Here is a 23,683-nt window from a genome sequence, read left to right as displayed (position 1 = left end):
TAACGGTCTCCGACGACTTGCCCCACACTCGGCATGAAGCTTTCGGTACCCCGGACTTCCCGATCTCAAGCACCACCCGGTCGGTCGACCGTCCTCGTGGGTGCGCGCGACCGGCCGCTTCCTGACCGTCCCCACCGTCGACACCGATGGCGAAACAGCACGTCAGACGGTGATGACGACCTTGGCCCGCGCGTGTTCGGTCTCCAGGTAACGCATGGCCTGGGGCACCTCGCGCAGCGGATAGGTCCGGTCGATGACCGGGGTGAGGCGGCCGGTTTCGACGTGGGCGCGGAGCGCGTCGAGGTGCTGCCGACCGGGCACCGCCGCGAGGATGACGATGCGCTGTCGGACGAAGGGTGCCAGCAGCCGCCCACGCGCGATGAGCCCGACCGGGCCGATGAGGCTGCCGCCCCGGTACACACCGCCGCCGGAGAGCACCAGCGTCCCGGTCGGGGTCAGGACCCGTCGGAGCGCCGCGAGGGAACGGTTGCCGACCAGGTCGAACACGACGTCGTAGCGACGGGTGTCGCGGGCGAAGTCGTCACGCGTGTAGTCGACGACGTGCTCGGCGCCGAGCGACCGGACCAGATCGACGTTGCGGGTGCTGCACACGGCGGTCACGCTCGCGCCGAGCACCGTGGCCAGTTGGACCGCCAGCGTGCCGACGCCACCGGAGGCACCGTTGATGAGAACGCGGTGGCCTGGCTCGACCCGCCCGGCGCTGGTCAGACCCATGAGCGCGGTGATGCCGGCCAGCGGCAGGGCCGCCGCCTGCTGCGGCGTCAGGTTCGCCGGCGCCGTCGCGACCAGGGTCTCGGGCACGCACACGTACTCGGCGAACGCGCCGTTGGCGTCACCGAGGTCGCCGAAGACGGCATCACCCGGGCGGACCTGCCGAACGCGGGCGCCGACGGCCTCGACCCGCCCGGCGAAGTCCCGGCCACGGATGCGCGCGCGGGGCCTCGACCGGCCCATCGCCAACCGGGCCATCCGTGGGTCGCCTCGCATGGCATGCCAGTCGTACGCGTTGAGCGCGGCGGCCTCCACCCGCACCAACACCTCATCGGCGGCAGGCACCGGCGCCTCCACGTCCGTGAGTGTGAGCGTTTCCGGCGGACCGTATCGGTCCTGAACGATGGCTTTCATCCCTCTCCCCTCCCCTGGTGTACGCCGTACACCTTGCAGAGAACGGTAGGTATACGGCGTACACCTGTCAAGGGGATTAGGGTTCGAATGCCCGCCCGACGACGAGGAGCGAGATGGCTGAGCAGGCTGAGACGCTGCGCCGTACGCCGCTGAGCAGGGACCGGATCCTGCGCGCCGCCGTCGCGCTCGCCGACGAGGCCGGGATCGAGTCCCTCAGCATGCGCAACCTCGCCCAGGACCTGGGCGTCGTGCCGATGGCCCTCTACAAGCACGTGGCCAACAAGGACGAGTTGCTCGACGGCATGATCGACGTGGTCGTTGGTGAGATCGACCCGCCCGTGCCCGCGGCCGACTGGAAGCACGCGGTCCGCCAGCGCATCCTCTCGGCGCGGCAGGTCCTGCTGCGCCATCCCTGGGCGCCGCTGGCGATCGAGACGCGGAACATGGCCACGCCGGCCGTCCTGGCCTACCTCGACTCCATGATCGGGGCGTTCCGGGCCGGCGGATTCTCCGTCGATCTCGCGCACCACGTGATGCACGCGATGGGCAGCCGAATTCTGGGCTTCAGCCAAGAACTCTTCGACGACTCCCGGCGCGCCGGTCGGTCCGGCAGGACCGACCCGGCCCCACCGCCGGCGGCCCTACCACCGGAGATCGCGGCCAGGTTCCCGCACGTCGCGGAAATCGCCATGGCGGCGTCGCACGACGACGAGTCCGTCCTGGGGCAGGGCTGTGACGACCAGTTCGAGTTCGAGTTCGCGCTGGACCTGCTGCTGGACGGCATCGAACGCCTGCACCAGCGCGGCTGGGCATCGCCACGTCGCTGAGACGGCAGCCGCGAACCTGCCCCGCCGTTGCCGACGGGGCAGGTTCAACCGATCGCGGGCCGGGTCAGCTGTTCAGCTTGGCGAGCACGGCCGTGGCCATGCCCTGCTCACCACGGGCGTTCGGGTGGAACGGGGCGGCCGCGTTCTGGGGGACGAGCCCCTCGACCCACCGGGTGCCACTGCTCTTGCACGTGTCGCGGCCGATCGACGGGGTGTAGACGTCGGCGTAGGTGGCGCCGTTGGCGCCTGCGGCGCTGGCCAGCATGGCGTTGAGCGACTTCTCGACGCCCCGCAGGTACGGCACGTCCTGGTAGGCGATCGGAACGACGGGCCAGCACCCGTACCCGGAGTCCGGCAGGATCGCCGGGTATCCCAGCACCACGACCCGGGCGCCCGGCGCGGCCCGGCGGACCGCCTGGAGCACCGCTGTCACCTTCGGCGTCGCGGCCACGATCCTCGCCTGCAACTGGTCGACACCTCCGGCGGTGAAACGGTTCTTGCACGGCGAGCCGAGCGGGCTGCTGAGGCTCGCCTCCGCGCAGTCGGTGATGATGCCGGAGAAGCCGATGTCGTTGCCGCCGATCTGCACCGTCACCAGCGACGTGTTCGACGTGACCGCGTTCAGTTGTGGCGGCAGTGCGATGCCCAGCGCGCCGCTGCCGCCGGAGAGGATGTCCTCCGTGGTGGCCCCGGAACAGCTCACGTCGGCAAACGACGACGAGCCGGCGGCCGTGGCCACCAGCGACGGGTAGTTGCGGTTGGACCGCAGGCAGTTCAGGTCGACCTGGGTGGGGATCAGCGGACCAGCGGCGTACGAGTCGCCCAGCGCGACGTAGCGGCCGGCGGGCACGGCCGCGCTGGCGGGTGTGGCGACGGTGAGCAGCACGCCGGCGGTGGCCAGTGCGAGTGCGGCCAGCCGGGTGGCTGACCGCAGGAGGGGCAGGCGAGGACGGTTCATGGCGTCTCCCAGACGGGATCACAGTGGGGGTGGTGCCAAGATCCTGTCGTTGCCAAGGCCGAACGTCAATATAGATGGGGCTAGTTAAATGGTGGGTCAGGGTGTGGGACAGCGCGGGGCACCCTCCGCGCACTAGTTTCCGGCCGGCACCTGGTCCTTGACGTCGTCGTAGCCGGCCGCGTTCGGGGCCACGCCCGGCGCGTAGATGACGCGCAGCACTCCCGTCGGAAAGGCTTCGGACGCCACCAGACGCAGGTGGTACGCGGCATCGCCCTCGTCGAACAGCTTGCGGCCCTTGCGGGCCGCGACCGGATGCACCAGCAGACGCAGCTCGTCGACCAACCCCGCGGCGAGCAGTTGCTGCACCACCGAGATCGACCCGGGGATGAGGATGCCTCGGACACCCGCGTCGGCCTTGAGCGAGGCGACAGCATCGAGGAGATCGCCCTGGATCAGCTCCGAGTTGCGCCAGGGCAGGTCGAGCGACTGACGCGAGACGACGACCTTGCGGACGTCGCCGAGTTGTTTGGCGAACGAGGCGTCGTCGCCACCGGCGGCCTCACGGTCGGGCCACGCCCCGGCGAAACTGTCGTAGGTCTCGCGGCCGATGAGCAGCACGTCGGCGGTGTCGTAGTCCTCGCTGACGGCGCGACCCATGTTCTCGTCGAAGTACGGGAAGTGCCAGTCGGGGTCGATCTCGGCCACACCGTCGGCCGAGATGAACAACGTGGAAATGACCTTTGCCATCGCGGAGGTCCCTTCGAGTCAGGTGATGTCGGCTGGATCGACCGGCGCATCATCCCAAACTCGTCGGCCACAGACCCGTACCGATGACGGATGTCGTGGCATGGGTCGGGCGGGCTCGGCGCGAACGCCGAGCCCGCCCGTCCGGTCCTGCTCGGCCCGCGTCAGCGCTGGAGGGTCAGCAGCCCTGGCCGGTAGGGCAGCAGGCCGTAGTCGCCGCCGGAGCTCGGGGATCGGCCCTGGTAGAGCAGTTGCAGGTTGCACGGGTCGACAGTCATCGTCTGGTCGGCGTTGGTGCGCAGCAGCTCGCCGTGGCTGATGTCGTTGGTCCAGGTGGCGCCGCTGTTGGCCTTGCCGGCGAAGGGGTTGCTCTCGCTGGCGGCCTGCGGCGTCCACGAACCGCCGAGGCTGGTGGCCGTGAACGAGCGGAAATAGCGGCCCTGCGAGCCGATCGCCTCGACGATCATGAGGTACTTGTTCAGACCCTGGAGCTTGTAGACCTGCGGGGCCTCGAACAGGTTGTTCGTGGTGTCGCTCATGATGGTCGTGTAGCTGCTGCCGAAGCTGCCGGGGAAGTTCCCGATCGGCATGCTGGCCCGGTAGATCTTGCCGTTGTCCCCGGCGAAGAACAGGTACATGTTCGTACCGTCGCCGATGAGAGTCTGGTCGATCGGGCCGGTGCCGGAGCCGGTGATGCTTCCGGTGAACAGCGTCTGCGGCGACGACCAACCGTTCGGGTTGGTCGGGTCGGTCGAGGTCCGGTAGGAGAACGCCGGCCCACCCCACTGATAGGCGAGCACCCAGATGTTCTTCGGCGCGAAGTAGAACAACGACGGCGCCACAGTCCCCGAGTTCATCGCGTTCTGACTGGCCGACGCCATCTCCGAGTAGTTCGTGAACAGGCTGAAGTTCATCGAACCCCACCTGGTCCCGAAGTCGTGCGTGGTGGCGTAGACCAACTGCTTGCCGTTGTACGGCGCGACGGTGAAGTCCTTGAGCGACACCCAACCCGACCTCGGGGTCGCCAGCACGCCCGTCGACGACCAGCGGTACGTCGAGGGAAGGTTGCACGTGCCGGGCGGCGGGGTCGTGGGAGGTGGAGTCGTCGGCGGCGGGGTCGTCGGAGGTGGCGTGGTCGGCGTCGTGTCGCCGGTGCACGTCACGCCGTTCAGAGCGAAGCTCGTCGGCGCCGGGTTGCTGCCCGTCCACGAACCGTTGAAGCCGAACGACACCGTGCCATTGGTCGCGACCGCTCCGTTGTAGCTGACATTCGTGGCCGTCACCGCCGAACCGCTCTGCGTCAACGACGTGTTCCAGGCCTGCGTCACCGTCTGCCCGGCGCTGTACGACCAGGTCAACGCCCAACTGGTCAGCGGGTCACCCAGGTTCGTGACCGACACGTTGGCGCCGAAGCCGCCCTGCCACTGCGACGACACGGCGTAGGTCACCGAACAGCCCGCAGCCGCGGCGCCGGCCGGTAACGCAGCCACGACCGTTGACGACACCAGTAAGGCGACGCCGGCCGACACCAGACCGACATTGGTGGCTCTGGATCTGGTCATATAGCACCCTCCTGACGGGATGGCGGCCCATGCATTGGTGGTGGCCGCTGCAAGTGGTGGGTTTGTGAGCGTTAACAGGCCGCGTCAGGTATGTTACGGGAGCGCTCCCACAGCATCAACCACAAGTAGATGCAGGTCAATTGATTGTCAGGGTGGCGGCACCGACCTGATTGCCAGAGCGGGTCAGTCTCCGCTGGACCCGCCGGTCTCGGCGATCGAGACCGGAGAGCCAAGCTCGACGGTACGGGAGACAGTGCAGAGTCGATCGTGCGACTGTTGCAGCGAACGGGGCAGCGCCTCGCGTGCCCGGTCGCCGTCCGCGCCCTCCGGGAACGTCACGGTGAACTCGACTCGGATGTTCTGCATCCGGTTGCCTCCGGTCTCGTCCCGGATCTTGTCGCCGGTGACCTCGACGGAGAACTGGGTCGGCTCGGCACGGCGGCTGGTGATGTAGTCCACGTCGACCGCGGTGCAGCCGGCGATGGCGGCCAGCAGCAACTCCACCGGCGTGAAGCTGGTGTCCTCCCCCGTGCCCAACGACATCGACCCGCCGCGGACGTTGCGCGCGACGTAGTTTCCCACGCTGGTGCGCTCGATCTGCACCGAGCGGAAGCTGTCCTCACTCATGACAGGAAAACTACCCACGCCGTCCCGGGGGCGTACACCGGATCCGGATCAGGTGTCGGCTTCGAGGGCGAAGGTGTTGCCGTCCGGATCCTGGAACCAGGCGATGCGGCCACCACCGGCCCGAGGCGTGATCCCCTTGGCGTCGTGTTCCAGCTGCTCGTAGCGGATGAACTCGACACCGGAGGCGACGAGTTCGTCGACGGTCTGGTCGAGATCGTCGACGTACCAGGTCGCCAGCGTCGCCGGGGTCTTCCCGGCGGTGGCCGACTGGTAGACGTTGAGTGCCGGCCCGCCGCCGGAACCATAGACGCGGCTGCCGCCGGCGACATGGGCGCTGGGGCCGGACCGCAGCACCGGCAGGCCGAGTGTGCCTTCGTAGAACCCGACGGCCCGCTCGATGTCCGAGACGGCGATCGAAGCTCTGAGGTGATACCTGCTCAGCGGCATGAACCACTGTGGCACGCCGCGGCGTCGCCGGTCGTCGCCGACACGACCCGCGGGCTCGGTCAGCCACCCCGTCCGCACCCGGTGAAGTCCCGACGCACTAGCATTGCCGCCGTCCACGACGGCTCTGCTGAAACGAGGCGACATGCGTTGGCTCCGGCGGTTGCTGGGCGGTAGGCGGGTCCAGCTCGACCCTGGACGACAGCAGGCGCTGCTCCGCGACGTCCAGTCCCGGTACGGCACCCACGCACAGGTCCGGTTCCCCGAGCAGGTCGAGGCGCTGACCGCGGCGCTCAACAGCGACGACGGCCTGGTGGTGGCGGCCCGGATCGTGAGCCAGGTCGCCGACGAGGCCCACGCGGACCTCCAGGCCCAGGCCCAGGAGATCCACCGACGGACGGGCCGGCGACTGCTGGTGCACCGCCGCAACTACCGGCCGCTGTGGATGGAGGCCGGCCACGCCCTGCGCTGGCCACTGTTCGCGTTGCCGTGCGGCTTCCACCCGTACGCCCAGGTGGCCGCCGCTGTCACGGTGGTCGGCAGCCAGGCGCCCCGGCTGGACCGGGTGACCGACCCGAACCCGCTGCTGACCCGCGTGTTCGAGGTGCTCGACCTCACCACCGCGGCCTGGGAGTACGGACGGGTGCGGGTGGACACCGACGCGGCGGCCCTGGCCGATCGACTGATCCTGAGCGCCGGGCAGGTCATCGCGGCGATGGACGACCCGCCCCGGCTGCCGCCCGCGGTCCGTGAGCTGATGCGGCGCAACAACACCGTCAGCGTGCACGACCCGGCCGGGCCCCGCGCTGTCGGGGGCATCAATCTGGGCGCGAGGATGCGAGAGAGCTTCCTGGTCTGAACGCCCATTGGCGTTACTGCTCGGTGCGCCGACGCGCGAGATGCACGACGATGTCGGCGGAAAGCTCGACCGTCTCGGGCAGGATCCGCATGATCTGGCCGAAGACCTGCTCCTGCTCCGAGGTCGGCAGCTCGAGATACGCCGAGATCGTCGACAGGTGCCCGACGTAGTCGCGCGCATTCATCGTCAGGCGACGCTCGACCACGATCTGCTGGACGTCGGCGAACCAATCGGAGCGTTGGAGCTCGGTGCCCGGCCACTGCATGGCATGCCCCGGGGGCGTGCCATCGGGAGATGGGACCTCGTCGCTCTCCAGGAAGGGCGCCCGGGCGGCGCGGACCGCGTCCGCCACCGCCGGATCAGCCAGCTGGGTTGGCCCGCCGAACGAGGCGAACACGCCGCCGGGCTCCAGCAGCGCGGCCATGGTCGACCATCGGCCCTCCGGTTTCGTCCAGTGCAGTGCCGCCGCCGCGTAGACCAGGTCGTACCGCTCGCCGGGCCGCAGGTCCTCGAAGGCGGCCTGCATGGTCCGGACGCCTGCTGGCACGTGCTTGCGCAGCTCGGCGAGCATGGCGCCGTCCGGCTCGGTCGCGGTGACCGTCACCTCCCGTCCGGTGAACAGACGGGTCGCCTTGCCCGTCCCGGCGCCAATCTCCAGGGCCGTCCGAATCGGCCGACCCGCGTACGTCAGCACCAGGTCGAGAAGCTCGGCAGGGTAACCGGGCCGGTACCGCTCGTATTGTTCCGCCACCATCCCGAAGCTCAGTGCGCGAGCAGACATGCCGACAATCCTGTCACGACTCACGTCGGCGATGCTCGATCTTCCCCCCGCAAACCGGTCGTATTCCACCACTTCCGGGGTCGGGGGCAGGGGTGGGCGGGGTGCGTCGGCGCCCAACCGGCCGGGCCCGTCCCGGTTGGGACGGGCCCGCTCCCCCGATGCGGGATCCGGCGCCGTCAGAGCCCTCGATGCGGGATCCGGTGCCCTCAGCCGCCGATCGCGATGGCGAAGATGTGCATGGTCGGCACGTTAGCCGCGGGCCGCGCGCTGATGTTGGGCAACACGACCGAGGCCACCGCCTTGGTCTGCAGCGCGACACCCACGTAGTAGATGCAGGCGGCGGTGTTCTGCCGCTGGTTGTTGGGCCGATTCTGGTAGGCGGACACGATGGCGGCGGTCCCCCCGGAGTGCGGCCCGCCGTACCAGTCGGGCGTGCTCAGCGTGAACGTCTGGCGGGTGCCGTCGGCGTAGACCACCGTGCCGGTCCCCGACACCGTGCCGTAGGTGCCGGTCAGCAGGAAGCCGAGCGTGCTGCCGGTGCCGGTCACGCCAATGGACTGGCCCGAGGCGATGGCGTTGTCGGCGACACCGGAGCCGACGTTGGGCCAGCGGAAGGTGACCCCGTTGCGGCTCACCGTGCCACCCTGGCTGGCGCCGACCTGCGCCAGGGCCTGCGCGGAGAGCGAGGCCCCGCCACCGTCGAAGTTCCCGACGTTGGTGTTGCTGTCACTGGTGATGCCGACGTTGCTGAAGCTCTGCTCCAGCGTGGGCGTGGCCACGCCGGAGCTGGTGACCCGGTAGGTGCGCCCCGCCTGCACCGTGATCTCGATCAGGTCGGACTCGATCCGGGTGACCCGCGCCGCCGTACCGTCGCCGGTGTCGACAACGGTGATGGTGCCGGTGAGGATCCGGGCGCGCAGGCGGACGGTGCCGGCGCGGTCCGGTCGGACGAGGATCTCGGTGGCCTGGCCGTTGCTCCACGTGATGCCGACCGTATGCCCGCCCCGACCCCGCAGACCGGAGACTCGCCCGCTCGGCCAGGCCGGTGGCAACGCGGGCAGGATGTGCAGTTCCCCGACGTGGCTCTGTAGCAGCATCTCGGCGATGCCGGCGGTGGCACCGAAGTTGCCGTCGATCTGGAACGGCGGGTGCAGGTCGAACATGTTGGGGGCGAGCCGGGCGGTGGTGGCGAGGTAGCGGATCAGGTCGTGGGCCCGCTTGCCCTCCTCCATCCGCGCCCAGAAGTTGATTTTCCAGGCCAGCGACCAGCCCGTTCCGTCGTCGCCGCGCAGCGCCAGGGTCCGACGGGCCGCCTCGAACAGCTGTGGGGTGCCCCGCTTGGTGATCTGGTTGCTGGGTGCCAGCCCGTACAGGTGCGAGATGTGTCGGTGGTTGGGCTCGGTCTCCACCCAGTCGTAGAGCCACTCCATGATGTTGCCGCGCGAGCCGATCTTCATGGGTGGGAGCCGGTCCCGGGTGGCCCGAACCTGGGCCCGGAAGGTGCTGTCCACGTTGAGGATCTCGCTGGCCCGCGCGCAGCCGTCGAAGAGGTCCCGCAGGATCTGGTTGTCCATGGTGGGGCCGGCGCACACGCTGGCGTTCGCGTGGTGGCTGAGCTCCGGTGAGTTCGACGGGTTGGTCACCAGGTAGCCGAGGGTCGGCTCGGTCACCAGGGTGTTGAGGAAGAACTGCGCCGCGCCCTTCATGGCTGGATAGTTCGCCCGCAGGAACTCGATGTCACCGTTGAACAGGTAGTGGTCCCAGATCATCGTGGCCAACCACGCGCCGCCGGTCTGCCACATGCCCCAGAACGCGCCGTCCACCACCGCGGTGGCCCGCCACGCGTCGGTGTTGTGATGGGTGACCCAGCCGCCGGCGCCGTACTGCACCTGGGCGGTCCGCGCCCCGGCCACGGACAGATCGTTGATCATGGCAAACACCGGGTTGTGACACTCGGCGAGGTTGGTCGTGTTGGCCGGCCAGTAGTTCATCGGCAGGTTGGCGTTGATCGTGTACTTCGAGTCCCACGACGGGGCCAGCGAGTCGTTCCAGATGCCCTGGAGGTTGGCCGGCTGGGTGCCGGGCCGCGACGACGAGATCAGCAGGTACCGGCCGTACTGGAACAGCAGCGCCGAGAACTGCGGGTCGTTGACGCTGTTGTGCTGGGCGATCCGGACATCCGTCGTCTGGTCGGCGGCGGACGTGCGGCCCAGATCCAGGCTGACCCGGTTGAACAGCGCCTGGTAGTCGGCCACGTGCCGGCTGCGCAGCTGGTCGTAGCTGCTCCCCCGCGCGGCACTGAGGCGCTGCCGTGCGATGCCCCCGTAGTCGCCGCCGACGTTGCGGTAGTTGACGTAGCTGGAGCTGATGGAGAGCAGCAAGACCACGCTGGTGGCGTTCGTGACCCGCAGGGTGCCACCGGAGCTGGACACCGAACCGCCGGTGACGGTGGCGTTGGCCAGTGCGAGGAAGCGGACCGCGCCGGTGATGCCCTCCATGTTGCCGGAGACACCGTCGAGGCCGATCGTGCTGCCGTCCGGACTGGACACCGTCGTGCGCTGCGGGCTGTCGAAGGTGGCCGTGAAGCTGATCGAGCCGCTGCGGTCGGCGGTCAGTCGCATCGCGATGACCTGGTCGGGCGCGCTGGCGAAGACCTCACGCTGGTATCGGACGCCGTTGAGCACGTACGTCGTGGTGACGGTGGCGGTGGTGAGATCGAGCGTCCGGTCGTACTGGGACGCCCCGCTGGCGGATCCGAAGGCGAGCCGGAGGTTGCCGACGGTCTGGTAGGCCAACTGGCCGCCGGGGTTGCCCATCATCGTCTGGTTGATCAGATCCTGGGCCTGGGTCCACTGGTTCGCGTTGACCAGCCGCCGGATCTCCGCCAGCGCCCCGGCGCCCCTGGGGTTGCTGGGGTCGTGCGGCCCACCGGCCCAGACGGTGTCCTCGTTGAGCTGGAGTCGTTCCGTGTCGACGTTGCCGAAGACCATGGCGCCGAGCCGCCCGTTGCCGATCGGCAGCGCCCGTAGCCAGTCGGTGCCGGCACCCTCGTCGTACCAGAGCGCGAGGTCCCCGGCGGCCAGCACCTGCGGAGGCGCGGCCGAGTCTGCTCGGGCCGCGGCGGTCCAGGGCAACGGCAGCAGAGCGCCACCCGCGCCGGCCGCGCCGACTTTGAGGGCCTGCCGTCGGGTCAGGTCGGACATCGATCCTCCAAAACGCCTTAGACAGTCAGACATCCGATGTGTTTCGCGAAGGTTACTCCGAGGCGACGGAATAGGCAATGGTCGATCGATGGGTGGAATCGGCAGCGTCTGCGCCCATCGGCAGGGCCCCAAGCAGCGCGTCGAGAACGGTCCGCCAGTGGTTGGCGGGCGCGGACCAGCCCGGAAAGGCCACTTCAACCGCACATACATCAGATGTACGCCGAGTGTCGGCGCGGTGGTGTTCGTGCGTCGCGCGGGCTCTGCCGTCGCCGCAGCGGCCGAGAAACTGGACCGGGTGCCGGGCACGCGGGTACGCCTGCTCGGCAGCCGACAGGGCCGAGAAACAACACCGACACTCGGACCGGCTTGTCGGCCGCAACCATGACCGACCGAAGGGCGTCTATCGGGGGACCCATCCCTGCTGGGCTGGAGGACCTGATGACACCGACAGCGCTGCGTGCCCTGGTGCCGATCACCGTACTGGCGGGCCTGGCGGCCTGCACCACCACCTCGGCCGCTCCGCTGGCCAGCGGAAACACCACACCGCCCGCGACCAGCGTCGCGCCCGCCTCCTCCGCCGCGTCGCCGACCGGCAGCGTTTCGCCGACCGGCAGCGCGTCGCCCGCGACACCCACCTCCCGGGCTGCCTGTCCGGTGAGCGCGGCCACCCTGCACCGGGCGTCAGGGCTGGGCGACACCCACCGGATCGACCCGGATCACATCAGCTGCGCACGTCGATGGGCGACCGCCGGGGTGATCGCTGTCGACCCGAGAATGCAGGGCGACGGTGTGCTCGTGTTCGAGTACACGGGCGGTGGGTGGAAGAAGCTGGGCGAGGGCAGCGCGCTCGAATGCAGCCCGTTCGGCATCCCGAACGAGCTCGGCGACCAGCTCGGCTGTCGTGACCAGTGATCGCACGGGCTGCCCGGCGCGCCGCGGGAACCGGAGGTGGACGCGGGTGGCGCGACTAGACTCGGCACCGGCGTCGATCGGGGGAGCGTGCGCAGGTGAGTTCGTCCCAGCTTCTCGTCGCACTGGACCGCGCCAGTTCGGTGCCGTTGCAGCAGCAGCTCTGCGACCAGATCAGCGGGTCCGTCCGGACCGGTCGGCTGCGTCCCGGCGACCCGGTGCCGCCGAGCCGTGAGCTGGCGCACCAGCTCAGGGTCTCCCGGACCGTGGTGACCCGGGCGTACGAACTGCTGCGGGCCAACGGGGTGCTCACCTCGCGGCGCGGATCCGGCACGCGGGTCAGTGACGCGCTGACCGACACGCCGCCACCCGCCCAACGCGCCGCCACCCGCGCGCACCTGTGGCCGGAGCCCCCGCTGCCCACCGACGCGGGCAGCCCACTGTGGAAGCCCTGGGAGCCAGCGCCGATGCACCGGCCGGACGGGACGTACGACTTCCGGCACGGCACCCCGGCGCTGGCCAGCTTCCCGGTGACCCGGTGGCGACAGTCGCTCACCGAGGCGGTGAGTCGGGCCGACGCGGTGGCGCTGGGATACGGCCCGGCCGAGGGCTCCCCGACGCTGCGTGCCCAGATCAGCGCGCTGCTGCGGCGCAGCCGGGCACTCGACGCCCCGCGTGAACACACGGTCGTGACCAGCGGCGCCACCCAGGCCATGGACATCCTGGTCCGGTTGCTCGTCGGCCCCGACGACGTGGTGATCATCGAGGACCCGAGCCACACGGTGCTGCGGCAGATCTTCGGCTACTCACGGGCCGCGGTCGTGCCGGTCGCTGTCGACGAGGAGGGCCTACGGGTCGACGACATCGACTCCCAGGTCCGCGCGCACGGCCTCGACCCGGCCCGGGTACGCCTGATCTACGTCACCCCGTCGCACCAGTTCCCGACCGGGTTCATCATGTCCGAGCGGCGGCGACGAGCGCTGCTGCGCTGGGCCCGCGAACACGCGGCCACGGTGCTGGAGGACGACTACCACAACGAGTTCACCTTCGCCGAGGAGCGGCTGCCGTCGCTGGCCGCCGACCCGCAGGACGCGGACGTCGTCTACGTCGGCAGCTTCAGCAAGACCCTCTTCCCCTCGCTGCGCATCGGCTACGCGGTGCTGCCGCCGCACCTCGTCCGACCCTTCCTCGGCGTCAAGTGGATCACCGACCGGCTGACCGCGACGCTGACCCAGGAGGCACTGGCCGAGTTCATCTCCTCCGGCGCGTACGCCCGGCACATCGGCCGGATGGACCGCCTCTACCGGCAGCGACGCGCCCGGCTGCTGGAGGCGCTCTACGAACACTTCGGCGCGGGAGTGCGGATCTCCGGCACGGCGGCCGGACTGCACGTGCTGGTGACCCTGGGCGGCGCGCCCGACGCCGACGAGGCGGCGATCGTGCGCGCCGCCGCCGCGCGGGGCGTCCGGATCTACCCGGCCTCGGGCTACTTCGTCACCCGGTCGCCGGCCGAGCCGACCTTCCTGATCGGGTACGCGGCGCTGCCCACCGCCCGGATCACCGAAGGTGTGGCGCTGCTGGCCGCCGCGGTGCGGGAAGTGACGGCTCGGTGAACCGGGGCCGCTGGAACCGGGCGCGCTGGGCGTACGGCACTGTGCAGTCGAAGACCGCCTTCGCCGTCCGACCGTCGGCCGAGAGCGACGGGGAGTAGCCGGTGTGCTGGCTCGGGTCGAGTGGAAAACCCTCCCGGTCCGGCAGCACGTGCAGGTCCTGGTCGGCCTGGAAGCGGGTGACCATCGCCCACCACAGGTCCTGATCGGACTCGATGTCGACGTCGTCGCCCACGCACAGCACCAGCTTGGCCATCCGGAACTGCTCCAGCACGGCCTCGGCGGCGACGCGTACCGCCACGTCGTCCTCCGGGCCGCGCTTCGCCGGCCACTGGAGCACCACCATGAGCTGACCGCCACCTGCGGTGTGACAGTGCGCGGCCAGCGCCGGCGTGCCCCGACGGCGCAACAGGTCCAGCACCGCGGCCTCCATCCCGAAGCCGAGCAGCACCGACTGCTCGTGCCCGGGGCCGGACACCGCCTGCAGGATCGGGCTCTCCCGGGCGGTGATCCCGGTGACCCGGATCAACGGCAACGAGGGGTGCGCCCGGCCCTGGTAGCCGAGGAACTCCGGTGTGGCGACAGTGCCGTGCCGGCTCTCCGGTGCCCGGTCGGCCAGCAGCTCCCCCTCGATGACGTACTCGGCGTGCGCGATGAACTCGGTGTCCACGGTGCGGCAGGGCAGCAGCTCCACCGGCTGCCCGGCGAGAGCACCGGCCACCGCCAGCTCGTCGAGGTCCGGTGGCACCAGTGAGGTCGGGCAGCAGGAGGAGAGCAGCACCGCCGGGCACAGGCCGAGGTGGATGGCCACCGGCAACGGGCTCCCCCGGCGCAGCGCGGCCTGGTGCGCGAGCTCCAGGTCCCGTCCGGGCACCATCCAGATGGTCAGCGTGTCCGGACCCTGCACGCACATCCGGTGCACGGACAGGTTGCGGACCCCGGTGTCCGGGTCGGTGGCGAGCACCGCGCCGAGGGTCAGGTAGGGCCCGGCGTCCTCGTCGGTGAGCACCGGCACCGGCAGCGCGGTCAGATCCACCGGCAGCGTCTCGCGAGGCCAGCGGGCCGGGTCGGGTGCGGGCACCGGCGGGCGGGGCGCGGCGACCGCGTCGAGCAGCCGGTGCGGCAACTCGGCCGGTGTGCAGCCGAGCAGGCCGGCGGCGCGTCGGCGGGTGCCATACAGGCCCATCAGCACCGCCCGGGTCGGGCCGTGGTCGGGGCGTACCCGGTCGAAGAGCACTGCCGGGCCGGCGCCGGTGGGCGGGGCGGCGGGCGCGCCGGCCCAGCGCGCGTAGTGGGCGGAGACGCCGTACCGGGCCGGCAGCTCCCTGGCGACCCGGACCAGCTCGCCGGGGAGCGGGTCGAGGGTGGCCAGGGCGTGCCGCAGGTCGACGGGCGGGCGGCTCATCGCTCGTCCACCAGCGGCGCCGCGGCGCGACGGGCGGCCAGCATGTCGAGCTGCATCCGGGTCAGCTCGTCGATGAGGGCGCGGTAGGTGCCGACCGCCACCTCGGGCGGCATGCCGTGCCGGCTGGCCAGGTCGTGCACCCGGTCGAGCACCTGCCGCACCCGGTCGGGTGACCGGACGGTCGCCTCGTCCGTCTTGTGCGCGGTCAGCTCCTGCACCACCCGGGTGCGCTCGGCCAGCAGGGCGATGATCCGCTGGTCGAGCCCGTCGATGGCACCGCGCAGCTCGGCGATCCGGGCCGGGCCGGCGGCGGCACCGGCCGGCGGGGAGCCGGCCGGCGCGGTGCTCCGGTGCTGGTCGCTCACGGTTGGGGAACCTGGTCGACCACGAAAACGACGGTGGGCTCGGCGTCGCTGCCCTGGGACCGGTGCTCCTCGTCGTCGGGGATGACGAAGCCCATCCCGGGGCGGCACGGCACCGACCGGTCCCGGAAGTGGATGGTGAACTCGCCCTGCAGGACGTAACCGGTGTGCCCCCGCAGGCACCAGTGCTGCTCGTCGAAGCCGGGCGGCAGCTCCAGCAGGCGCAGACGCTGCCCACCGACGTACGAGATCTTGACGCGCCCCTCGGCCCCCGGCTTGTCCCACCTCTCCCACTCGGTGGCCGGGAAGTCGATGCCGACCGGCGCGGCAACCTGCTCAGTGGACATTCTCGATATCTCCTCTGGTCTGGACGGATTCGTTGCGGCGGGGCCGCGGAACGCGCTCGTTGCGGTCCCGGCGCGGAAGCACCGGGTCGCCGTCGACCCGCTGGTGTCGCTTGAGCAGCTGCACCATGTCGAGCATCCGGTGCACCATCCGCTCCAACGCGTCGATGCCCTCGGGGTCGGTCAGGCCGGGCGTGCCGGTGGTGTTGCGCAGCAGGACGGGGAACCCGCTGCCCACCAGGATCATCCGGTTGAGCAGCAGGTTGTTGACGATCTGGTTGTGTACGGAGGAATCGCTGTAGCGCCGTCCGGTGACGATGATGCCGCCCACCTTGTCCGCCAACGGACGGGTGAACCGCAGGTAGCCGACGCCCGCACGCTCGATGAAGACCTGCATGAGGTGGGCCAGGCCGAAGCCGTGCACCGGGGCCGCGTAGATCAGCCCGTCGGCGTTGGTCATCTGCTCCACCAGGGCCGGGACGTCGTCGTCCAGCTGGCAGGGCACTGTACGGCTGTTGCAGTCGCCGCACGGGCTGCACGGCGAGATCCGGTGCTCACGTAGCTGGATGGTGCGCAGGATCGCACCGCGCTCGGCGATCAGCCGACCCGCGTACGCGATGGCGTGGTCGGTGTTGCCGCCGACCCGTTCCGATCCGTTGATGGCGAGGATGGTCCCTGCTTCGCTGTGCACATTAACCCCCGGTGCGAGGCAGGGGGTGAGCGCCGCACGGCGCCCACCCCCTGCGAGGTCAGTCCGTCAGCTTTCCGGCGAAGTAGTCGATGTAGGCCTGCATGTCGAAGTGGCCGTGCCCGGACAGGGAGAAGACGATCGCCTTCGACTCGCCCGTCTCCCGGCAGTGGATCGCCTCGTCCACCGCGACCCGGACCGCGTGGGTGGACTCCGGCGCCGGCACGATCCCCTCGCTGCGGGCGAACAGCACGCCCGCCTCGAAGCACGCGGTCTGCGGCACCGCCCGCGCCTCGATCAGGTCGATCTCCCGTAACGCGCTCACGATCGGCGCCATGCCGTGGTAGCGCAGCCCGCCGGCGTGGATCGCCGGCGGGTGGAAGTCGTGGCCCAGGGTGTGCATCTTGGTCAGCGGGGTGAGCCCGGCGGTGTCGCCGAAGTCATAGTCGTAACTGCCCTGGGTCAAAGACGGGCAGGAGGCCGGCTCCGCCGCGATGAACCGCACCGTCGGGCCGCCGCCCCACTGCCGGCGCAGGATCGGCAGGGCCAACCCGGCGAAGTTGGAGCCACCGCCGGCCGCGCCGATCACGATGTCCGGGTAGTCGTCGGCCATCGCCAACTGGAGCAGCGCCTCCTGGCCGATGATCGTCTGGTGCATCAGCACCAGGTTGAGCACCGAACCGAGGGCGTACTTGGCGGCGCCGCCGCTGTGCATCGCCGCCTCCACCGCCTCGGAGATGGCCAGGCCGAGGCTGCCACTGGACTCCGGGTCGGCGGCGAGGGCCGCCCGGCCCGCCCCGGTACGGTCGCTCGGGCTCGCGGTGACCGACGCGCCGAACGTCTCCATCAGGCCCCGCCGGTACGGCTTCTGGTCGTAGCTGACCCGCACCATGAAGACCTCGCAGTCGAGGCCGAAGTATGCGCAGGCCATCGACAGCGAGCTGCCCCACTGGCCGGCGCCGGTCTCAGTGGTCAGCCGCTGCACGCCGTCCTGCTTGCTGTAGTACGCCTGCGGGACCGCGGTGTTCGGTTTGTGGCTGCCGGCGGGGCTGACCCCCTCGTACTTGAAGTAGATCCGGGCCGGCGTGCCGAGGGCCTGCTCCAGGCGACGGGCCCGCACGAGCGGGCTGGGCCGCCACTGCCGGTAGATGTCGAGCACCGGCCCGGGGATGTCCACTTCCCGCTCGGTGGAGAACTCCTGCTCGATCATGCCGCTGGCGAAGAGCGGTTCGAGGTCCGCCGGCGTGATCGGCTCCCGGGTGCCGGGGTGGAGCATCGGGGGCAGACCCTTGGGCAGATCGGGGACCACGTTGTACCAGGTCGTCGGGATGTCACTGTCGGGCAGCACGAACTTCGTCGCGGTCATGGCCTCTTCCAGGGGTGGGTGTCAGGAACTGGCGGTGGCCGGCTCGGCGGGCGTCGGCACGGGCCGGGCAGCCGGTCGGATCCGCAGCACTGCGAACGCGACCACGCCGACCACCGGGGTCAGCAGGAGCAGGAGGAGGACGGGGCGGTGCCCACCGGCCTGCCAGACGAAGCCGAGGCCCATCGGCACGACCAGCCGGGCGGAGCTGAGCACGAAACCGTTCAGCGCCATGAAGCTGCCGACCCGGTGCTCCTGGACGTGGTCGGCGATGTAGGTCGGAATCACCACCGAGGCGATGATCTCCCCGAGGGTCCAGACCACTGTCGACAGCAGCACGGCGGGCAGCGAGAACGCGAAGACCAGGATGGCCATCCCGGTCGACCAGAGCAGGCCCGCCGTGATCAGCAGGGCCCGGGTCGAGTACGCCTTCATCCGCTTCTCGATCAGCAGACTGGCACTGACCACGACCACGCTGTTGATGGTGTAGACGGCACCGACCACCGCCACCGACGAGTGCAGCACTGTGGTGACCGCGAGGGGCAGCGTGTATTCCAGGCCGATCAGCGGCGCGACGAAACAGATCGAGACCACCACCAGCACCGCCACGTCGATGTCCCGCAGCAGGCTGGCCCGACGGGTGGTGCCGGCCGGCGAGGCCGTCGGCACCCGCCGGGTGTCCGCCGGTACGAAGAGCCAGATGGTGGCCGCCGCGAGCAGGCCGAGCAGGATGTTCCCGGCGAACATCAGCTGGTAGGAGTAGGCCGCCGCGAACCCGCCGAGCAGCGGGCCGACGCCCATGCCGAGATTGTTGGCCAGGTAGCTGACCGTGTACGCGAAAGGGCGCTGTTCGGGTTGGGTCAGGTCGGCGATCAGCGTGTTCGCCGCCGGGGCGAACATCCCCATTCCGACCAGCGCGACGAAGAGCAGTGCCGCGTACGTCCAGGTCGGACCGTCGAGCACTGCGAGGCCCAGGTAGCCGACCGCGTTGAGCAGCAGGCTCGACACCAGCGCGGCACGTCGACCGGCCCGGGCGCAGACCGGGCCGCTGAGCAGGCTGCCGGCGAGCAGGCCGGTGCTGCCCACGGAGATCAGCACACCCGCCTCGCCGGTGCTGAGGTGTCGGCTCTGCACCAGGTAGACCGCGAGCAGCGGGAAGACGAACATCCCGGCCCGGTTGATGAACGAGGCGTAGACCAGCATCCGCAGGGGGCGCGGCAGGGCCCGGAACCTGCTCAGCCACATGACGGATCACCGGCCGGCTCGGTGAGCACCTCGAAGGCGTCCCGGATGACCTTGAACCGGGCGCGTACGTCGTCGAAGTCGCGGCCCTCGCAGACGTACCAGCCGAGCACGTCGTTGGAGGCGGTCGGCACGGCGAGCACGTCCCCGACGGTCTTCCACACGTCCGCGTCGAGCACCGAGTCGAGCGCCCGCAGCTCCTCGGCGGTGGTGATCGCGGTGATCCGGCCGTACCGGTCGGAGCAGAGGTATTCGGTGCCGATCTCCGGGCCGAGGGTGGTCGCCGGCACGTGCCCCGGGTCCAGCTCCAGCCGGCACCACTCCCCCGCCAGGTTGATGCCCCGCCCGGCCTGGATGGCGGGGACGATCGAGCCACCGCCGGCCCGGGCGGCCGCCTCGCCGAACACCAGCGCGCCGTCGTCGCGCAGGAAGAACTCCACGTGCGCCACCCCGGTACGCATCCCGAAGCCGCTCAGCACCGTGGCGCTGGCGGTCAGGATGCGCCGCTCCGCCGGGGTCAGGTCGTGCTTGCGGGAGACAGTGCCGCCGGGCTCGTCGCGGAACTCCAGCACCGAGTACGTGTAGCGGGACAGCTGCTCGAAGACCACCTCGCCGTCGCGCAGCAGCGAGTCGACGTGGTATTCGGCGCCCCGGACGTACTCCTCCACCCGGTAGTCGTGCCGGTCGTCGGCGACCAGCGGCCAGACCCGGGCCAGGTCCTCGGTGGAGTCCACCCGGTGGGTGTCCCCGCAGGCCCAGCCCGCGTACGGCTTGATGACCACCGGCCAGCCCACCTCGGCGGCGAACTCGGCGACCGCGCCCACCGTCTCGGGGCGGCACGAGCGGGCCACCGGCACGCCCAGCTCGACGGCCCGGCGGTGCATCACGTTCTTGTCCCGGAAGGCCAGCGCCTGCTCCGGGTCGAGCCCTGCGATGCCGTGGTCTCGGCGGCAGCGCGCGGCGGTGAGCACGTCGCCTTCGAAGAGCGGGAAGATGCGCTCCACCGCGTGCGCGGCGAGGATCGTCGTGACCGCCGAGCGGACAGCCTCGGAGTCGTCGAGGTCGGCGTGATAGCAGGGCAGACCAGCGGCGTCGGCGGCCGGCTGCCCGGTCGGCAGCAGCGCGACGGTCGCCACGCCCAGCTCGGTGGCGGCGGCGACCACGCTGCGGAACTGGGCCGCGTACCGGCCTGCCGCCGGTCGGTAGATCACCAGGATCGCGCGGTTCACGATCGGCTCCCACTGTCGCTGGCGACCGGGCCCGCGGTGCGAAGGACGGCGCTGGTCGTCGCGCCGTCGAGCACCGCCTCCTGCCGCGTGTCGTCGGACAGCTCGTCGAGGGCGGCGGCGAGCCGGGCCAGCGCGTCCGTCACCTCGGCCCGGCCTCCGGGGTGGGCCGACTCGACGGTGAGCAGCAGCCGGTGTCGGCCCAGATCGGTGCGGACCAGGTGGCCCTGCCGCCAGTTCCAGCGGCGCGAGTGGGCCCGCCCGTCGGCGTCGGCGTAGACGACCTCGCCCGGCTCGGGCTGCTCCGGCGCCTCGGGCGTGCCGAGCGGGAGGTAGGTCTCGGTGCCGTCGGCCGGCCGGACGACGAGGTCGGCGAGGCCGTCGACAGCGCACGAGGCCACCGGCAGCGCCGCACCGAGCGACACCGCGTTGCAGAGGTCGACCAGGGCGTTGATCCGGGGCAGCCGGTCACCCTTGGCGACCCGCCGGGCGATCGACTCGGCGGCGCACGGGAACCGGTTGGGGTTCACCCCCACCGCCCGGTACGCCTCCCGCCACGCGGCGATGCCCGGCAGCTCCGCCACCCCCGCCTTGTCCAGGCCTGCCGCGTGCAGCGCGTCCTCGGCGGCGGTCAGCAGTGCCGACACGGCGGGAGGCGCCGGGGCGACCTCGATCGCCGGTATGGCGATCACGCCGAGCACGTAGTCCGGCACTGCGGTCAACACCCGGTCGTCGATGCGCACGGTGAGGGTGTCCGCACCGTCGCTGAGCTGGGTCATCGTGATCCTCGCGTGGTTCGGGTCCGATTGTCGGTCCGACCGTACGCAGCGCGACGACCACCGGGTGTGGCCAATCCGGGGTGATCCGGTGAGGCCAATCCGGCGGTCGGAGGCTGCTCGTCGCGACGGCCGGCACGGGCCCGGGCACCGAGCAGCGTGGTGCCCAGCGCCAGCACGCAGAGTGCCGCGCCGACCGGCCCGAGCAGGTCGAGGGCGTCCGTGCCGCCGTGTCGCAGCAGCCGGTTGCCGAGGAAGCCGCCGAGGGCGATGCCCACGAACGTGGCCGACGAGTTGAGGGAGAGCAGCAGCGGCCCGGAGCTGGGCGCGACAGTGAAGAGCCGGTGTTGCTGGGCCGGCTGGGTGGCCATCGCCGTGATGCCCCACGCCGCCATGGCCAGCGCGGCCGGCAGCAGCGCCTGCCGGGTCAGTGGCAGCGTGGCCAGGACCAGGGCGAGCCCGGTGACCGAGACGAGCAGCACCGGCACGCCACCCCACCGGTCGGTGGCCCGTCCGCCGAGCACGGTGCCGGCGACCGCCGGCACACCGAAGACCAGCAGCAGCACCGCGAGCAGGGTTCCGTCGCCGTCGGTGGCCGGCGCGAGCAGCGCCCCGACGTACGTCAGCGCGAGGTAGCCGCCGGTCATGAAGAGCGCGGTGGTGAGCACCGCCAACCCGACCCCACGGTCGCGTGCCGGGGCGAGCCGGGCGGCCAGCGACGGGCCGGGCGGCAGGGTCAGCGCCGGCAGGCCGACGGTCACCGCGACCGCGCAGGCGGCACCGATGGCGGCGAGCAGCCAGAAGGTGGCGCGCCACTGAAGGTCGGCGGCGAGCCAGGTGCCGAACGGCACCCCGGCCACGGTGGCCGCGGAGAGGCCGCCGAGCACGACGGCCATGGCCCGGCCGCGCCGCTCGGGCGGGGCCAGCGCGGCCGCCGACGCGGTGGCGGCGGGGATGTAGAGCGCGGCGCTGACCGCCGTGAGGACCCGGGCCAGCAGCAGCAGCGGCAGGTCGGGCGCCAGCGCGGAGGCGACGTTGCCCACTGTGAACCCGACCAGCGAGACCACCAGCACGGTACGCCGCTCCAACCGGCCGGTCAGGGCGCCGAGCACCGGAGCGGCGACCGCGTACGCCAGGGCGAAGACGGTGCTCACCCAGCCGGCGGAGGCGACGCTGACCCGCAGCGTACGGGCCACCTCGGGGAGCACACCGGCGACGACGAAGGTGTCGGTGCCGATGGCGAAGGCGCCCACGGCGAGCAGCGGCACGACCGGCACGCTCCGGCGCATCACGCCACTCCCGCCGGCTGCCCGGCGCGGTAACGGGTGGCGTAGCCGGCGACCACCCGGCCGCCCAGCAGCACCAGTTCGATCGCCTCCGGCCGGCCCAGCACCGTGATGTCCTCGGCCGGGTCCCCGTCGGTGACCACCAGGTCGGCCAGCCGCCCCGGCTGCACAGTGCCCGCGTCGTCGCCGCGACCCGCGAGCCGTGCGCCGTTGGCGGTGGCCCAGGTCAGCACCACCGGGGCGGGAATGCCGGCCATGGTCACGTACGTCTCCAGCTCCTCGGCGTAGCGGCCGTGCGGGGTCCACGCGAAGCCGAAGTCGTCGCCGGCCACGATCGGGATGCCCATCTGCACCATCAGCGGCAGGATGCGCAGGGTGTTCTCCACCTCGGCCTGGAATTCGAGGGTCTCCAGGTATTCCGGGGTCTTGCCGTACCGGGTGCCGGTGGTGAGCAGCCGGTACGGCTGATGCAGGCTCGGCACCACGAAGATGCCCCGCTCGGCGATCGCCTCCAGGGCCGCGTCGTCGGCGTACGTGGCATGGTCGATCACGTCGACCCCGGCGGCGATGGCGTTGCGGATGCCGGCCAGCCCCCGCGAGTGCGCCCGGATCCGGACTCCCCGCCGGTGCGCCGCCCGGGCCGCGATCACCAGCTCCTCGGCGGTGAAGAGCAGCTCGTGCGATCGACCGTTGGGGAAGGTGTCGTCGCCGGTGGAGAAGACCTTGATGATCTCCGCGCCCTGGGCGACCTCGGTGTCGACGTACTCGATCAGCTCTTCCGGGGTGTCGGCCAGCCGCATCAGGTCGCTCGGGATGCGTTGCTTGACCCCCGGGTTGCGGCGCTCCGGCGGGCCGGACACCATCAGGTCCCGGCTGCACGGGGTGATCCGTGGGCCGGGCAGCCGGCCGGCGTCGATCGCCCGGCGCAGGGCCATGTCGATGCCGGCCACCGAGCCGGCACCGACGAAGGCGGTGTAGCCCAGCCGGAGCATGTCGGCGGCGTTGGCGGCGGCGCCGAGGGTGACCTCCGGGATCGTGTACTTGAAGAGCATCTCCCGACCGTCGAGCACGTTCAGGTACGCGATGTGGGTGTGGCCCAGCGTCATGCCCGGCATGACCGTCCGGCCGTCGAGGTCGAGGACGTCCACGTCCGGGTCATGCAGCGGGGCCTGCGCCTCGGGCAGCACCGCGACGATCCGCTCGCCGTCGAGCAGCACGCTGTGGTGCGGGCGGGACGCCACCCCCAGTCCTTCCTGGACCGTGGCGCGGTGCAGCAACGTACGTCGGGACACGACGATCACTCCGGTTCTCTCGGTGTCGG

Annotated in this window: 22 protein-coding genes; 4 read left to right on the top strand and 18 right to left on the bottom strand. The window is 71.1% G+C overall.

Annotated features, from left to right (window positions below; all coding sequences use genetic code 11):
- Positions 1-162: 162 nt before the first annotated feature.
- A complete protein-coding gene (locus FBZ33_RS11610; protein ID WP_141909036.1) occupies positions 163-1,146 on the bottom strand; it encodes an NAD(P)-dependent alcohol dehydrogenase in 984 nt (327 codons plus the stop codon).
- A gap of 113 nt (positions 1,147-1,259) precedes the next feature.
- Here FBZ33_RS11610 and FBZ33_RS11605 point away from each other — a divergent pair, with 113 nt between their 5' ends.
- Positions 1,260-1,973, top strand: a complete 714-nt coding sequence (locus FBZ33_RS11605) for a TetR/AcrR family transcriptional regulator (RefSeq protein ID WP_141909035.1) — start codon at positions 1,260-1,262, stop codon at positions 1,971-1,973.
- 64 nt (positions 1,974-2,037) lie between these two features.
- On the opposite strand, the gene FBZ33_RS11600 is transcribed toward FBZ33_RS11605, so the two are convergent.
- From FBZ33_RS11600 to FBZ33_RS11580, 5 genes are all read right to left on the bottom strand, one after another.
- Positions 2,038-2,931, bottom strand: coding sequence for an SGNH/GDSL hydrolase family protein (locus tag FBZ33_RS11600; RefSeq protein ID WP_141909034.1), 894 nt, complete (start codon positions 2,929-2,931; stop codon positions 2,038-2,040).
- 132 nt (positions 2,932-3,063) lie between these two features.
- Positions 3,064-3,678 carry a dihydrofolate reductase family protein gene (locus tag FBZ33_RS11595; protein WP_141909033.1) on the bottom strand — a complete coding sequence of 205 codons (615 nt, stop codon included), beginning with the start codon at positions 3,676-3,678 and terminating at the stop codon, positions 3,064-3,066.
- Positions 3,679-3,839: 161 nt separating this feature from the next.
- On the bottom strand, positions 3,840-5,237 hold the full coding sequence (locus tag FBZ33_RS11590; protein ID WP_141909032.1) for a non-reducing end alpha-L-arabinofuranosidase family hydrolase: 1,398 nt from the start codon (positions 5,235-5,237) through the stop codon (positions 3,840-3,842).
- 183 nt (positions 5,238-5,420) lie between these two features.
- Positions 5,421-5,864, bottom strand: coding sequence for an OsmC family protein (locus tag FBZ33_RS11585; RefSeq protein ID WP_141909031.1), 444 nt, complete (start codon positions 5,862-5,864; stop codon positions 5,421-5,423).
- Between the two features lie 48 nt (positions 5,865-5,912).
- A complete protein-coding gene (locus FBZ33_RS11580; protein WP_255508816.1) occupies positions 5,913-6,455 on the bottom strand; it encodes a VOC family protein in 543 nt (180 codons plus the stop codon).
- Here FBZ33_RS11580 and FBZ33_RS11575 point away from each other — a divergent pair.
- Positions 6,454-7,167 carry a hypothetical protein gene (locus FBZ33_RS11575; protein WP_141909030.1) on the top strand — a complete coding sequence of 238 codons (714 nt, stop codon included), beginning with the start codon at positions 6,454-6,456 and terminating at the stop codon, positions 7,165-7,167. The two genes, FBZ33_RS11580 and FBZ33_RS11575, sit on opposite strands and share 2 nt — an antisense overlap.
- A 13-nt stretch (positions 7,168-7,180) precedes the next feature.
- Here FBZ33_RS11575 and FBZ33_RS11570 read toward each other — a convergent pair whose 3' ends face one another.
- Entirely contained in the window at positions 7,181-7,948 is a 768-nt protein-coding gene (locus tag FBZ33_RS11570; RefSeq protein WP_141909029.1) for a trans-aconitate 2-methyltransferase, read from the bottom strand.
- Between the two features lie 206 nt (positions 7,949-8,154).
- On the bottom strand, positions 8,155-11,151 hold the full coding sequence (locus tag FBZ33_RS11565) for a glycoside hydrolase N-terminal domain-containing protein (protein ID WP_141909028.1): 2,997 nt from the start codon (positions 11,149-11,151) through the stop codon (positions 8,155-8,157).
- Positions 11,152-11,589: 438 nt separating this feature from the next.
- Here FBZ33_RS11565 and FBZ33_RS11560 point away from each other — a divergent pair, with 438 nt between their 5' ends.
- Together FBZ33_RS11560 and FBZ33_RS11555 are read left to right on the top strand one after the other, a co-directional pair.
- Complete coding sequence (locus tag FBZ33_RS11560; RefSeq protein WP_141909027.1) at positions 11,590-12,063, top strand: hypothetical protein; 474 nt, start codon at positions 11,590-11,592, stop codon at positions 12,061-12,063.
- A gap of 95 nt (positions 12,064-12,158) precedes the next feature.
- Entirely contained in the window at positions 12,159-13,673 is a 1,515-nt protein-coding gene (locus tag FBZ33_RS11555) for a PLP-dependent aminotransferase family protein (RefSeq protein ID WP_141909026.1), read from the top strand.
- Here FBZ33_RS11555 and FBZ33_RS11550 read toward each other — a convergent pair.
- Genes FBZ33_RS11550 through FBZ33_RS11505 form a run of 10 tightly spaced genes read right to left on the bottom strand, consistent with a single transcriptional unit; the run spans position 13,618 to position 23,654 of the window.
- Complete coding sequence (locus FBZ33_RS11550; protein WP_141909025.1) at positions 13,618-15,075, bottom strand: UbiD family decarboxylase; 1,458 nt, start codon at positions 15,073-15,075, stop codon at positions 13,618-13,620. The two genes, FBZ33_RS11555 and FBZ33_RS11550, sit on opposite strands and share 56 nt — an antisense overlap.
- Entirely contained in the window at positions 15,072-15,440 is a 369-nt protein-coding gene (locus FBZ33_RS11545; RefSeq protein ID WP_141909024.1) for a chorismate mutase, read from the bottom strand. The genes FBZ33_RS11550 and FBZ33_RS11545 overlap by 4 nt, the downstream gene beginning before the upstream one ends.
- Positions 15,437-15,784: a cupin domain-containing protein gene (locus FBZ33_RS11540; protein ID WP_088947742.1), complete on the bottom strand. Its 348-nt coding sequence runs from the start codon at positions 15,782-15,784 to the stop codon at positions 15,437-15,439. The genes FBZ33_RS11545 and FBZ33_RS11540 overlap by 4 nt, the downstream gene beginning before the upstream one ends.
- Entirely contained in the window at positions 15,774-16,472 is a 699-nt protein-coding gene (locus FBZ33_RS11535; protein ID WP_099852523.1) for a flavodoxin family protein, read from the bottom strand. Before FBZ33_RS11535 ends, FBZ33_RS11540 begins: the two co-directional genes overlap by 11 nt.
- A gap of 58 nt (positions 16,473-16,530) precedes the next feature.
- Positions 16,531-17,835, bottom strand: coding sequence for a TrpB-like pyridoxal phosphate-dependent enzyme (locus FBZ33_RS11530; RefSeq protein WP_088947740.1), 1,305 nt, complete (start codon positions 17,833-17,835; stop codon positions 16,531-16,533).
- Between the two features lie 21 nt (positions 17,836-17,856).
- Positions 17,857-19,077, bottom strand: a complete 1,221-nt coding sequence (locus FBZ33_RS11525; protein WP_141909023.1) for an MFS transporter — start codon at positions 19,075-19,077, stop codon at positions 17,857-17,859.
- Positions 19,068-20,303 (bottom strand): ATP-grasp domain-containing protein, encoded by a 1,236-nt coding sequence (locus FBZ33_RS11520; protein WP_141909022.1) that lies wholly within the window; start codon positions 20,301-20,303, stop codon positions 19,068-19,070. The genes FBZ33_RS11525 and FBZ33_RS11520 overlap by 10 nt, the downstream gene beginning before the upstream one ends.
- Positions 20,300-21,079, bottom strand: a complete 780-nt coding sequence (locus tag FBZ33_RS11515) for a B3/4 domain-containing protein (protein ID WP_141909021.1) — start codon at positions 21,077-21,079, stop codon at positions 20,300-20,302. The genes FBZ33_RS11520 and FBZ33_RS11515 overlap by 4 nt, the downstream gene beginning before the upstream one ends.
- Entirely contained in the window at positions 21,076-22,365 is a 1,290-nt protein-coding gene (locus FBZ33_RS11510; RefSeq protein ID WP_141909020.1) for an MFS transporter, read from the bottom strand. The genes FBZ33_RS11515 and FBZ33_RS11510 overlap by 4 nt, the downstream gene beginning before the upstream one ends.
- The gene (locus FBZ33_RS11505) at positions 22,365-23,654 is read right to left on the bottom strand and encodes an amidohydrolase family protein (RefSeq protein WP_255508815.1); all 1,290 of its coding nucleotides are present in this window, start codon (positions 23,652-23,654) and stop codon (positions 22,365-22,367) included. Before FBZ33_RS11505 ends, FBZ33_RS11510 begins: the two co-directional genes overlap by 1 nt.
- Between the last annotated feature and the right edge of the window lie 29 nt (positions 23,655-23,683).

Source organism: Micromonospora sp. A202 (assembly GCF_006715105.1).
GTDB classification, from domain to species: Bacteria; Actinomycetota; Actinomycetes; order Mycobacteriales; family Micromonosporaceae; genus Micromonospora; species Micromonospora zamorensis.
The sequence above is the reverse complement of the archived record's forward strand: the minus strand, read 5'-3'. Positions and strand labels throughout refer to the sequence as shown.

Coding starts and splice junctions, on each gene's coding strand:
- FBZ33_RS11610 (WP_141909036.1), bottom strand. CDS start 1,146: ATGAAAGCCATCGTTCAGGACCGATACGGTCCGCCGGAAACGCTCACA.
- FBZ33_RS11605 (WP_141909035.1), top strand. CDS start 1,260: ATGGCTGAGCAGGCTGAGACGCTGCGCCGTACGCCGCTGAGCAGGGAC.
- FBZ33_RS11600 (WP_141909034.1), bottom strand. CDS start 2,931: ATGAACCGTCCTCGCCTGCCCCTCCTGCGGTCAGCCACCCGGCTGGCC.
- FBZ33_RS11595 (WP_141909033.1), bottom strand. CDS start 3,678: ATGGCAAAGGTCATTTCCACGTTGTTCATCTCGGCCGACGGTGTGGCC.
- FBZ33_RS11590 (WP_141909032.1), bottom strand. CDS start 5,237: ATGACCAGATCCAGAGCCACCAATGTCGGTCTGGTGTCGGCCGGCGTC.
- FBZ33_RS11585 (WP_141909031.1), bottom strand. CDS start 5,864: ATGAGTGAGGACAGCTTCCGCTCGGTGCAGATCGAGCGCACCAGCGTG.
- FBZ33_RS11575 (WP_141909030.1), top strand. CDS start 6,454: ATGCGTTGGCTCCGGCGGTTGCTGGGCGGTAGGCGGGTCCAGCTCGAC.
- FBZ33_RS11580 (WP_255508816.1), bottom strand. CDS start 6,455: ATGTCGCCTCGTTTCAGCAGAGCCGTCGTGGACGGCGGCAATGCTAGT.
- FBZ33_RS11570 (WP_141909029.1), bottom strand. CDS start 7,948: ATGTCTGCTCGCGCACTGAGCTTCGGGATGGTGGCGGAACAATACGAG.
- FBZ33_RS11565 (WP_141909028.1), bottom strand. CDS start 11,151: ATGTCCGACCTGACCCGACGGCAGGCCCTCAAAGTCGGCGCGGCCGGC.
- FBZ33_RS11560 (WP_141909027.1), top strand. CDS start 11,590: ATGACACCGACAGCGCTGCGTGCCCTGGTGCCGATCACCGTACTGGCG.
- FBZ33_RS11550 (WP_141909025.1), bottom strand. CDS start 15,075: ATGAGCCGCCCGCCCGTCGACCTGCGGCACGCCCTGGCCACCCTCGAC.
- FBZ33_RS11540 (WP_088947742.1), bottom strand. CDS start 15,784: ATGTCCACTGAGCAGGTTGCCGCGCCGGTCGGCATCGACTTCCCGGCC.
- FBZ33_RS11530 (WP_088947740.1), bottom strand. CDS start 17,835: ATGACCGCGACGAAGTTCGTGCTGCCCGACAGTGACATCCCGACGACC.
- FBZ33_RS11525 (WP_141909023.1), bottom strand. CDS start 19,077: ATGTGGCTGAGCAGGTTCCGGGCCCTGCCGCGCCCCCTGCGGATGCTG.
- FBZ33_RS11515 (WP_141909021.1), bottom strand. CDS start 21,079: ATGACCCAGCTCAGCGACGGTGCGGACACCCTCACCGTGCGCATCGAC.
- FBZ33_RS11510 (WP_141909020.1), bottom strand. CDS start 22,365: ATGCGCCGGAGCGTGCCGGTCGTGCCGCTGCTCGCCGTGGGCGCCTTC.